12 protein-coding genes are annotated in these 11,987 nt (G+C 41.6%); 2 read left to right on the top strand and 10 right to left on the bottom strand.

Annotation, left to right across the window (positions count from 1 at the left end):
* Window positions 1-148: 148 nt before the first annotated feature.
* The 9 genes from NMU02_RS10645 to NMU02_RS10685 all read right to left on the bottom strand — a co-directional run bounded on the left by NMU02_RS10645 (window position 149) and on the right by NMU02_RS10685 (window position 8,918).
* Window positions 149-1,309 (bottom strand): sensor histidine kinase, encoded by a 1,161-nt coding sequence (locus NMU02_RS10645; protein ID WP_255027875.1) that lies wholly within the window; start codon window positions 1,307-1,309, stop codon window positions 149-151.
* A gap of 146 nt (window positions 1,310-1,455) precedes the next feature.
* Complete coding sequence (tsf, locus tag NMU02_RS10650) at window positions 1,456-2,280, bottom strand: translation elongation factor Ts (protein ID WP_255027876.1); 825 nt, start codon at window positions 2,278-2,280, stop codon at window positions 1,456-1,458.
* 96 nt (window positions 2,281-2,376) lie between these two features.
* Window positions 2,377-3,219, bottom strand: coding sequence for a 30S ribosomal protein S2 (rpsB, locus tag NMU02_RS10655; RefSeq protein WP_255027878.1), 843 nt, complete (start codon window positions 3,217-3,219; stop codon window positions 2,377-2,379).
* A gap of 125 nt (window positions 3,220-3,344) precedes the next feature.
* Complete coding sequence (gene rpsI / locus NMU02_RS10660; RefSeq protein WP_255027879.1) at window positions 3,345-3,731, bottom strand: 30S ribosomal protein S9; 387 nt, start codon at window positions 3,729-3,731, stop codon at window positions 3,345-3,347.
* Between the two features lie 5 nt (window positions 3,732-3,736).
* A complete protein-coding gene (gene rplM, locus NMU02_RS10665) occupies window positions 3,737-4,192 on the bottom strand; it encodes a 50S ribosomal protein L13 (protein WP_255027880.1) in 456 nt (151 codons plus the stop codon).
* A gap of 224 nt (window positions 4,193-4,416) precedes the next feature.
* The gene (locus tag NMU02_RS10670; RefSeq protein ID WP_255027881.1) at window positions 4,417-5,184 is read right to left on the bottom strand and encodes a NigD1/NigD2 family lipoprotein; all 768 of its coding nucleotides are present in this window, start codon (window positions 5,182-5,184) and stop codon (window positions 4,417-4,419) included.
* Between the two features lie 161 nt (window positions 5,185-5,345).
* Window positions 5,346-7,823, bottom strand: a complete 2,478-nt coding sequence (locus NMU02_RS10675; RefSeq protein WP_255027882.1) for a hypothetical protein — start codon at window positions 7,821-7,823, stop codon at window positions 5,346-5,348.
* Window positions 7,824-7,839: 16 nt separating this feature from the next.
* Window positions 7,840-8,343, bottom strand: coding sequence for a hypothetical protein (locus NMU02_RS10680; RefSeq protein WP_255027883.1), 504 nt, complete (start codon window positions 8,341-8,343; stop codon window positions 7,840-7,842).
* The gene (locus NMU02_RS10685) at window positions 8,340-8,918 is read right to left on the bottom strand and encodes a hypothetical protein (protein ID WP_255027884.1); all 579 of its coding nucleotides are present in this window, start codon (window positions 8,916-8,918) and stop codon (window positions 8,340-8,342) included. Before NMU02_RS10685 ends, NMU02_RS10680 begins: the two co-directional genes overlap by 4 nt.
* A 132-nt stretch (window positions 8,919-9,050) precedes the next feature.
* Here NMU02_RS10685 and NMU02_RS10690 point away from each other — a divergent pair, with 132 nt between their 5' ends.
* Window positions 9,051-9,308: a hypothetical protein gene (locus NMU02_RS10690; protein WP_255027885.1), complete on the top strand. Its 258-nt coding sequence runs from the start codon at window positions 9,051-9,053 to the stop codon at window positions 9,306-9,308.
* Window positions 9,309-9,370: 62 nt separating this feature from the next.
* A complete protein-coding gene (locus NMU02_RS10695) occupies window positions 9,371-11,365 on the top strand; it encodes a terminase large subunit (RefSeq protein WP_255027886.1) in 1,995 nt (664 codons plus the stop codon).
* Between the two features lie 16 nt (window positions 11,366-11,381).
* Here NMU02_RS10695 and NMU02_RS10700 read toward each other — a convergent pair whose 3' ends face one another.
* A complete protein-coding gene (locus tag NMU02_RS10700) occupies window positions 11,382-11,942 on the bottom strand; it encodes a hypothetical protein (RefSeq protein ID WP_255027888.1) in 561 nt (186 codons plus the stop codon).
* Between the last annotated feature and the right edge of the window lie 45 nt (window positions 11,943-11,987).

An 11,987-nucleotide genomic window follows, 5' to 3' on the forward strand; every position in this document is an offset into this window, starting at 1 on the left:
AACCCTGCAAAGGTATAAAAAATAATTCTCTCTGTAAACTTTTCACTTCTTTTTATTGCATCTTTGCAAAAATCAACAGAATAAACTCTTTTTATAGGTACTGTTAACAGTTAAACGAAAGGTTGTTGTTCATTTAGGAGAGTGTGATTCAGGCAAGTCTCAACTCGATTCGGAAGGTCGTTCCCTTACCAATCTCAGAGTCTTTTACGAAAATTTTTCCATCGTGATACTCTTCAATAATTCGTTTTACGAGGGTAAGTCCCAGCCCCCAGCCTCTTTTTTTGGTGGTAAAGCCGGGATGAAAAATTGTTTTGAAATATTTTTTCAGTATTCCTTTGCCACTGTCTTTTATTTCGATGTAGCACCATTTTTCGTCCCGAAATAGGGTGATATCTATTTTCCCTTCACCGCTCATGGCGTCTATGGCGTTTTTACATAAGTTTTCGATAACCCATTCTATTAAGGGTACGCACATCATACTGTATATGGGTTCATCGGGTGTATGGGTCGTTATTTTTACTTTTTCGGAAACTCGGCGACGCATATATTCTGTTGCGTTGGTCAGTACATCGTTTACCGATTCGAGTTTCATTTCGGGTTTCGACCCTATTTTAGAGAATCTTTCGGCAATGACAGAAAGCCGTTTTACATCTTTATTCATGTCTGAAAGCAGTTCCTTGTTTACTCCGTTCAGCTCGAGAAGATCCATCCAAGCCATGAGAGAAGAGATGGGAGTTCCCAGTTGGTGTGCCGTTTCTTTAGAGAGCCCCACCCATACTTTGTTTTGTTCGGCTTTTTTAGTACTCATCAGTGCGAGATAAGCGATGATGATGAACAAAATCATAACCCCCATTTGTATCATAGGATAATATGAAAGTCTTTTGAGCAATATAGAATCGTCGTAATAGAGGTACTGTCGAGTTTCGTTGTCGATAGGAATTTCTATGGTGTTTGAGTTTTTCTTATATTCATCGAGTTTTTTTTCTAAAAAACGGTCGCTTTTTTCTTCCGGAATATTTAGATTTCGGTAGTCGATGATATTATCGTCTTCGTCTGCGATAATTACCGGAATGGAGGTATTGCTTTGCAATATACGTAAGTTAAGCCCTACATCGACAGTCGAGGAATCGGGCCTTTCGGTAACGAGTGCCCGTGTGGCTTCGGCCCATATTTCCATTTTATTGCGCTCTTCTACCGAGAGGTCTTTTACCAAGTTATTGGAAATGTATAGGAAAACTGCCACGATGATTAGAGACAGGGAAAGAAATATGAATTTGAATTTTTGCCGGGTATCGTATATATTTTGCATTGTCCGATCTTTTATTTTTTATAATTTATAACGTTTGCCGGGTGCTTTTATTGTAAACATTGTATATGCCCTTTGGGTAGAAACAGAAAAGGCTGCATTTTCGTATGCAGCCTTTTCGATATATATTTTTAAATACCGGTATTTCTTTATTCTGCGTTTAGTGTAAAACGAACGAATGAAACAGCGGTAAGATCTTTGTTTTGTTCGCTGAGATACTGTTGTATCGTTTTCTTTCCGTCTTTTACAAAAATTTGTTCGAGCAGAGTCATTTCCTGGAAGAATTTGTTGATACGACCTTGGGCGATCTTATCGAGCATTTCTTCTTTCTTGCCTTCTTCCCGTGCTTTTTCTTTTGCGATTTCGAGTTCTTTGGCAATAACATCGGCCGGTACTTCTTCCCGGTTTACAGCGATGGGGTTCATGGCAGCTACTTGCATAGCTACATCGCGTGCTACCTGATAGTCTATGTCTTTCTGGTTGAAACCTACAATGGTTGCCAGTTTATTTCCCGGGTGGATATAAAAAATAGTAGAAGGAGCAGTCAGAGAGCCGTAATAACCCAGTTCCATTTTTTCACCGGTAATACCGCTACGGTCTACAATAAGATCTGCGATCGTGCGTCCGTCGATGGTAAGAGTTTTCAGCGCTTCGATATCTGCGGGTCTTTTTTCGAGAGCTACATCCAATATCGATCGGGTAAGAGCAATAAAGTCTTGATTCTGAGCAACGAAATCTGTTTCGCATTTCAGGGCAACAATAGCAGCGAAATCGCCTTTAGCATCGGCCAGTACGCAACCTTCAGAAGCTTCCCGGTCTTCACGCTTAGCAGCGATAGCTTTTCCTTTTTTACGGATAATTTCCATAGCGCCATCGAAATCGCCATTAGCTTCATTCAAGGCGTTTTTGCAATCCATCATACCGGCTCCGGTCATTTTGCGAAGCTTGGTAATATCAGCCATTGTAACAGCCATATATTTTTCTCCTATTGGTTATGTTAGTTAGTAAGATTAAGCGCAAAAGAGTAAGGCCTTTCGAGTCTTACTCTTTGCACATTTTATTAAATGTTTTTATTCTTCCGTTTCTTTGAGGAACTTTTCGGCAACGTTAGCGTTGAGGGCTTCGTCGTCTTCTTTTTTGGTTCTCTCTTTTTTAGCTACACGGGTTTTGCGCTCTTTTTTGGGAGCTGCTTCGCCTTCGGTTGCTTCGGTATCGATCTTTTCAGCTTTTCTTTCTTCGAGACCTTCCTGCATAGCACCGCAAACAGCATCGAGAATTACTTCGATCGATTTGGTTGCGTCGTCATTAGCGGGGATTACGAAATCGATATTGGAAGGATCGGAATTAGTATCTACCATGGCAAATACCGGTATGCCCAAGCGATTAGCTTCGCGTACGGCAATGTGTTCTTTCATTACGTCTATTACGAAAAGGGCAGATGGAAGACGAGTCAGATCGGCAATACTACCGAGTGTCTTTTCGAGTTTAGCGCGTTGACGGGTAACCTGCAGTTTTTCACGTTTCGACAGGTTGTCGAAAGTACCGTCTTTAGTCATTTTATCGATCGTAGTCATTTTCTTCACGGCTTTACGTATAGTCGGGAAGTTGGTAAGCATACCACCGGGCCAACGTTCGATAACATAAGGCATATTTATTGCAGCGGCTTTGTCGGCAACTACTTGTTTAGCTTGTTTTTTTGTGGCTACAAAGAGAACTTTTTTGCCTGATTTGGCGATTTGTTTCAATGCAGCAGCAGCATCTTCTATTTTAGCAACTGTTTTATAAAGGTCAATGATATGAATACCATTGCGCTCCATGAAGATATAAGGAGCCATTGCCGGATTCCATTTTCTTTTTAAGTGTCCGAAGTGTACACCGGCTTCTAATAATTGGTCGAAATTTGTAATAGCCATTTTTCTTTTTTTTATCGTTTACATTCTACTAAATCAATTGCAAGGTAGTAACCCGAACGGGGCAAAGTCCCTGCAATTTGGATACTAAACGCTGAATACTTGTTGCGAGAGACTTACAAATACTATTAACGTTTGCTGAACTGGAATCTTTTTCTCGCTTTGGGTTGTCCCGGTTTTTTACGTTCGACGCTACGCGGGTCACGAGTCATAAATCCTTCGGCTTTCAATGCCGGTTTATCTTCGGGATTTATTTTAACCAGTGCACGGGCGATAGCCAAGCGCAAAGCTTCGGCTTGTCCTTTGAAACCGCCGCCATCGAGATTTACTTTAATATCGTATTTTTCGGTTACACCGAGAACCGATAACGGTTGTTTAACGATAAATTGAAGGATGCTCGAAGGAAAATAACCCGAAATATCTCTTTTGTTGATAGTGATTACGCCGGTTCCTTCTTTTACGAATACACGAGCTACCGCAGCTTTTCGTCTTCCTATTGCATTAACTACTTCCATACTGCTTATTTAAGAGTGTTTATATCAATTGATTTGGGTTGTTGTGCTTCGTGCGGATGTTCGCTGCCGCTATATACATAGAGGTTACGCAACAAAGCAGCGCCGAGTTTGTTTTTGGGCAACATGCCTTTTACTACTTTCTCGAATAATTTTGCATCTCCTTTTTTCTGCAGGTCGGCAGGAGAAAATGCTCTTTGACCACCGGGGTATCCGGTATATTTCAGATATACGCGATCGGTCCATTTTTTACCGGTCAACACTACTTTATCGGCATTGATAATGATTACATTATCACCGCAATCAACGTGAGGGGTAAAACTCGGTTTGTATTTACCTCTTAAGAGTTTGGCAACCTTAGCCGACAAACGTCCCAACACCTGACCGGTCGCATCTACTACAACCCATTCTTTTTTTACAGTTGCTTTGTTTGCAGAAATGGTCTTATAACTTAAAGTATCCACTTGCTTAATTTTTAATTGTTAATTACTTGATATATGCGTAAATAAAACTACTTCGGACACAGAAGCAATTCTTTTCCGCTAAAATTTTCTCAAACTTTGATAATAATCGGCTCGCAAAGGTACGTTTTTTATCTGAAATACAAAACATTTCGAAAAAAAAAGAGTAACAGCGATAAAATGCCGTTACTCTGAAGTTAATGATTTCGGTTGAAATAAATCTGTACTTATAATATTTCGTTGGTGTTATCGATGAGTTTTAATATCGACTCGTCGGTCGGCGAAGTGTTTTTATATTCTATGATGAATTCCTGATCGGTGCTTTCCCCTTTTGCGAAAATCTTTATTTTAGTAAACTGGCCGATATTTTCGGGAATGGGAAAAGAGACATATCCACGTGCTTTATAAGTTCCTGTATCGTTGTTGGCGTCGTGAACAAAAGTGAGGGAATATACGCCGTTATCGGGATTTGTTACCGGTGTACGTTGATCGTCGATAAGGTTTATGTAGTGTGTAGATCCGGGGCTGGCAGAATAGTCGAAAACAATATTGATATAATTATCTCCTACCCAGGCATTCACAATGCGTATTTTATCATTGGCTAAAAGGTGGGCGTCGGTGGTAGAATTATTGACAGTGGCGATGTTTTTGGTTAGTATCGTACGCAGGTTATTAACGCATATCGTATGGTCATATCCTTCTTTTGTGTCGTTCAGATAAGTAAAATCTACAATCATCCGTTGTTTATCGAATGTGCGTACTTGGGCAAGCCGGGTGTCGATCATTCTGGGCCACATTTTCGTGCCGTCATCGAAGGTGAGCCCGAAACCTCCCTGACCTACCGGAAATTCTCCGGTGGTTCCGGGTGCATTTACCGTTGCGAATCCGATCCAAGAATTAACGTAATACTTGTCGTCATCATTGTCGCAGGAGATCATCGTTAAACAAAGTGTTCCTACGCATAGGAGGGATAACAAAAATTTTATTCGTTCCATAATTGCTGTTTTTTGTTCGGTATTAAATATTTTATACATTAATATATGATGTGCAAGTATAAAATAAAGATGCACTCGTTTTGCACAAAAAATATGAAAGAAGACAAAAAATAGCTTCGCTTTAACGTGCGAAGCTATTTGTCAGATTGATATGATAGTTTTCAGAACTCATTGTCATCGGGGAATTCCGATTTTTTCATTTGGCTGTCGCGGATGTTTTTCCGAAACATTTCCTCGATGGAATCTTCCTGGGTAATGCGATTACGTGCTTTCCATAATAGATAGCGTAATTCGTTATCGCTTAACGGAAGATCGGCTCCTGTATGATTACGAATGAACTGACGGCTTATTACTCTGGTTTTTTCCCAAAGGTTAGGGTTTGAGATATTCCCTTCGATCATAGAATTAAGATATTCTTCGGCGGCTTCTCGCCTCGATCCGTATTTTCTCAGGTACCAGTCTCTTGCTTGTTGCGGCATCAGTGAATATATCCGTTGGTAAAATCCGTCGGCGTTTTCTCCCATCAGGCCTTTTATCCCTTTTTCTTTTACATCGTTTGTAATCATTGCTTTTTTTACCCTTTCGGGGTCTCGTAATTTTTGCCGTAGTCGTGCTGCCGGTATGTCCTCAGGGGTGGCCATAATCAGGTTAGGATCTATATCGTAATTAGCTGAGAAATCTATTTCGGGTAACTTTTTTACTTCGATATTCTTTTGTGGTGAGTTCGTTTCTTTTTTTATTTCGGGATAAATTAATTTTAAATCGGGAGAAAATATTTCGCTTGTCGGCTTTATATCCGAATCCGGGACGCGCCGACCAGCATTCTCAAGCGGATATTCTTGTATTGGCGTTCCCTGTTTCAACCGGTTATATTCATCGAAACTCATGGTCTTTATTTCGCTCATTTCGCGGGGACGTATAGATACTATATCACCGCGTGAAGTAAGTACATCGTAATTTCCATCGTTTGTTTTCGATAATACTTCTACGGTTCCGTAATCCGGAGTCTCGGCAATTGCGACTGTACCCTGTTTTTTTCTACGGCGGTTATGCAGTATTGTATTTCCTTTACGACTCAGTCCTCCGATAAGTCCTCCCGTAATCGCACCCTCGGCACCGGCAACGACCGAATTGTTTAATATTTCGGCTAAATGGGGGTATTCGTCGGGTTGCATATAAATACGGGAAGCCATATCCTGAGAAATAGAAGTAGCCGCATTGGCCATCCCCTGGGCTGAAGCATCCGTTAATATACCGCGTAAAATGGCTCCATTTTGCCCCTGTGTATATTTCCCGAGCAGGCGGGTGATTTCATTACGAGCCTCGGGGCTGTTCATAACCCTTTTCATCATTCCTTCTCCAAGTCGATTACGGATGGGAGCTGAAAGATTCCCGAGGTATCGACCTTGCATCAAGCCCTGAAGAAGTAATTCGGACCCGGCGTATGCTCCCAGATATAAATTACGTTGCATATCCGGTATTTTCTGTTCGGTTTGTTTTTCGTACCGATCGAGATTCATTTGAGCCTGAGCCAGTCCTTCAGATGTCATTTCCGAAACGTTAGCTACTCCGAGAGCGATTCCGGCCGGAGGTGAGACTATTCCTGCGATTATTGGTAATGCCTGTTGTGCGATTCCTGCACTTACTTCTCCTACTTTTGCCCAACCTTCAGCTTCAGGGAAAGAATCGTTTGTCTCGAGTGCTTTTTGCATTTGGTGTTTACCTTCTCCTCCGATTTGTATATAGTTTCCGATAGAGTCGTTGATTTGTGTATTGCTCATCCCTTGGTTACGCATATCGAGGATATTCTGTAGGGCTTGTATTTTCATCTGTTCTTTACGGGCCCGCTCGTTCGAGAACTCTACTGCTTTTACCTGATCTTCAAATTCGAGTCCTTGGATGGGAGGATGTTCTGTCATTTGTTTTATCCCGGCTTGCATTCTTTTGATGTGGTTTTTTATTTTTTCATCGTCCCAGGATAAAATTTGGTTCATTACGGGTTGCAATCGTTCGTAAGCTTCTTGCTGTTCGTCTTCATCATTCCACCAATTTTTAATTTTCCCTAAATTATAAGACCAATTGTTTTTGGTTTTATCCCAGGCCAATTTCATCCCTTCGCCAAATCCGGTGACAGGCTCGGCAGGTTTACGAATAGTCGTTTCAATATTTTGTGTACGATTTGTATCGGCATTTCCATATCCTGTTTGTGAATTATAAAATATAGGGCCCTGAGAGGTGGATGCGGTATCCGGGAAATAGGGATAATTTGTCATTCCGAAATTCGGGTTACCGGTAGGATAATACTTGTTAACCGCATTTTTTCTCCAGTCGTTTATAGTACCCCATATATTATCCGGTATGAAGTCCAGATCATTTTTTGTTGAGTTTGGATATTGGGGATTCTGATTTATCAGAGGATATAAATCTTTATTCCCGAAAATGTTGAATACATCGGATCTGTTATCGGTGGTTGTATTTACAGATAAATTCGGGTATTGATAATTTCCCGTACTGTCATTTTCCAGTTGGGAAAAGTTTCCTAAATTAGGCCTATACCTTTTTATCAGTAGCGGGTCGGGGCTGTCCCAGCGATTTTTATTCGATTTGTCTTCTTCGTTGTTGTTAAAGTATAAATTCATGTCTGTTTGATTTATATTACACATTCATGTTCAGGATAATAGCTCGGGCCGATCGGGGAGACATCCCTCTTGAAATAAAGAGATTGAATAAGTGATGCCTTTGTTCGTCGGCAGTATTTCCTTCCTCGCGAGCCCGTTCGATATCGAACGGGCCGAGATCGAATATTTTCCCCGACAAGTAAGCCGGCCAATTATTGCAGCGATCTACCATGGCTCTGAAATCCCGTTTGGGAATGCGATAACACCCGGAATATTTTATGTTTTCGTATAACCTGAAAAAGCGGTTATCTTGTATCCCGTTCTTTTTTTCAGGGGTTTCATAAAGTGTGCTACCGACCAGAATCATTACATCTGCAAGTTCATCTATCTGTTTTCGAGCAGGAGATATTTTCTGTCGATGATCTCTAAGTTTTTTACGGCATGTATCGTAAAAGCCGTTTCCTTCACCGACAGATCTGACTATTTCTTCCCGGATATTTTTTGTCATATCCGGTTTGGGTTCAGAACTGATCGTTTTCATAATGTTGAATTTTGGGTTGGTCCGGTAGATAGCGAAGAATAAGAATTATAGCGTGGTGCCGAATTTGCCCGATTCATGAGCAGATAGTTGGTAAAACCTCCAGCTGCCGCATTCAGGTTATTGTTGGCAAACGTACTGAACATGTCCGATGAGTTTCGATAGGAATCGTAGCGTTTGTCTTGTATAGCCGATGTATGCGCCAAGTAATTATTCAAAACGCTGTTTTTCCAGTTGGCGGCATTGGCCGCGATGTTCCCGACGGTGTTTCCGACCGAATCGGAGATATTCTTTTGCATAGCGATTGTAGTTTCAGGAGTTGCACCGCTGACTACCGCTATTCCTGTATTTATCCGATTTTGATCTTCGCTAAGTTTCCGTGCTTGGGAAAGCAGGTTTTGCACGTCGGCTCGGTTCATATAATCCCCGTAATATTCTGCATTGAAAAGATTGTCGAGCCGGCTTTGTTGTATGTCCAGTTCACGGTTCATCTTTTTTCTCGCTTTATTTGCCGCCGATTGTTGTATTCCCGACATGATGCCGGTTATTGCGGAGGGAATAAGTCCTAAGAGTGACATAATTTTTCTTTTTTAGTTTATAAATCGATTTTTTAGTTATAACATCCCGCTGCAAATATCCCCCTATATCTTTGCGTATTCATGTGATAGTTATAAAACCGTTATTGTATAATTTATAAAAGGAGAAAGGAAATGAAGAAAAAAAAAGAACCGGATTCTTCGGCCCTTCAGTTGGAAGAATATAACCGTAAACGTCGTGAGATACTCGACTTGTGTTATAGTCGGCTTAGAGAAATGATACCGGAGTGCGGCAATGAAGTTACTTTATTGAAATGTATTGAGATTATCGAAAAACGCGAAGTAGGTGCCGATGACGGACGAGAAGGAAAGGCATTACATGTGATTGCCGATACGCTCGACCGGTTGGCGGCAATTCGTCCGGTAAAATGACATTTTCAGTTATCGCATAGGGGATGATTGTTTTTAAGGCATTTTTGCCGAAAAAATGAGGAATGATTGATAAAACGGAAATTACTTCGGAAGAAAATCGGAAAAGAAAACAGAAAATCGAGGCTCCGTATTATCCCGAAACGGGAGAAGGATGTGTGGGAGAGAGAAAATGTATTGCGGTTTCTGATGCCCCTTTACCTTTGCAATATGTGCCTTTGGCAATGGCCGAAAAGGTAGAACTGGTAAAGCTCCTCTCTCGAGAAGGATCTTTGGAGGCTTTTGCGGTGAATATACTGAAACAGAATCCTTCGTCGGAAATAATGGATGAAATCTGGCGGCGATGGATAGAGGTGCGGGTACGATATGATTTTGAGTTTTGGGCGATCATGTTTGTAAAAATAAAAAACAAACTGGGGGACTCGGATATTCCTTTTCGGCTGAATCGACCTCAGAGGCGCCTATTGCAGGAGTTAGAACAAATGAGGCTTGCCGGGAAGCCCATTCGACTTATTTTGTTGAAAGCTCGCCAATGGGGCGGTTCTACACTCATACAAATTTATATGGCTTGGATTCAGTTGGTACATCGTCGAAATTGGAATAGTGTTATTTGTGCTCATCTAAAAGACTCGGCAGCCAATATAAAAGGTATGTACAGTAAACTGTTAGAGTCTTATCCTGCATGGTTGGTTGATGGTGATGAGGTGCCTCGTTTTCAACCGTATGAAAAAATGAATAATACTTCGATTATTGCGGGAACAGGCTGCCGGGTTACGATTGGTTCGGCTGAAACACCTGAGTCGATAAGGGGGGCCGATGCCGTTATGGCTCATCTTTCTGAAGTTGCCTTTTGGCCGCGTACGAAATTGAAATCTCCCGAATCGTTGATACGTTCGGTTTGCGGTTCTGTCGCTTTGTTGCCTTATTCGATAGTCGTGCTCGAAAGTACGGCTAACGGTACGGGAAATTATTTTCATCAGGAGTGCGAGCGGGCAAAAAGAGGAGAGAGCGATAAACAGTTTATCTTCATTCCCTGGTTCGAGATAGAAATGTATGCGATGCCGGTAGAGGATGAAAAAGCGTTTATCGCCTCTCTTGATGAATACGAATGTTCATTATGGGAACGAGGAGCTACGCTCGAGGCTATTGCATGGTATCGGCAGAAGCGTAAAGAATATGCCGATCATGCCGATATGATGGCAGAATATCCTTCGGATGATGTGGAGGCGTTTAATCATTCGGGAGAAAGGGTATTCGATATCAGACATGTGCAACGGTTGAGGCAAGGGTGCCGCCCCGCTGATTACACCGGGGAAATATACGGTGCTTCATCTGCGGGTAAAGAGTGCCTGAAAAACTTACGGTTTACGTCTGAAACCGGGGGACTTTTACGAGTATGGGCGTTACCGGAAAATAAGAAAAGTGTAAAATACCGGTACATTACGGTTGTAGATATTGGAGGGCGCTCGGTTAAAGCTGATTATTCGGTAATTGTTGTTTTCGATCGATACTGGATGGCTTATGGAGGCGTTCCCGAGGTGGTAGCACAATGGAGAGGACATATCGATCATGATTTGTTGGCTTGGAAATCGGCCCAGATCGCTGCATTTTATCAGGATTCGTTATTGGTGATCGAAAGTAATACGCTCGAGACTGAACATACCGACGGGGAACACACCGAATATTTATTGGATACTTTATCGGGGGTATATACGCATTTGTATGCTCGGGCACCGGTGGGACCTATTCGAGTTTCGGCTCCATTGCGTTGGGGATTCCATATGAATCGTTCTACAAAAACATTGATTATAAATCATCAGATTCTGATGTTGAGAGAAAACGGCTATATCGAAAGAGATACGGACGCTTGTTATGAACATGATGTATTTGAAAGGAAACCTAACGGAAGTTTCGGTGCTATGGACGGACACCATGATGATATACTCATTACGAGATGTATCGGAAATTATATTTGCTATACCGAACCGTTGCCTCAACCGGAAAGTGAAGGGGGGATGAAATATATCCATGTACCCCGTATCAATGAGTCTAGTTTTTAAATGAGCGGAATTCCGTTTAGTCGATACTATACATGTCGTTATTGCATACAAGACCTTCGATCGATATTTCGTCGATGGTCTTGTTTTTTCGGTTAAAACGCCAAGCTCTTACGATATCGGTATATCTTTCTGCTTCCCGGTCGGTATTTTCGGGTAATAATACCATGATTTCCGGATCGATCTTCCCGTTTTTTTCTACGTTTCCGGCCCAACCTATGTTCAGGTCGGTGCCTTTAACTTGCAGAGTATCGAGCAGCATCCATGAGGGAATACCGTCTTTATCGTAACCGGCCAGTTCATCGAACAGGAATACTGTTTTTCCTTCTTTGTCATCTTGTAAGATGTGGAACCCGAAATCATCTGAAATGAGTCCTCCTCCGAAATCGGTAAATCCGATAAATTCAGGTAATTCCAATGCGTTGGTATATACAAAAGACGAATCGGTAGGTACAGTGGTATCGATTGTTACGTTTACTACATCAGACGGATCGTTTCCCTTATCAGACGTATCCTGATTTTTAGAAGAGCAACTCCAAAGCACTACGAGTGTAAATAGTGAAAAAAAAGTTTTTTTCATAATTGTATCCATGTATGTCATTTTACAGTACAATGATTGTAGCTG

This window comes from Coprobacter tertius (assembly GCF_024330105.1).
Lineage (GTDB): Bacteria > Bacteroidota > Bacteroidia > Bacteroidales > Coprobacteraceae > Coprobacter > Coprobacter tertius.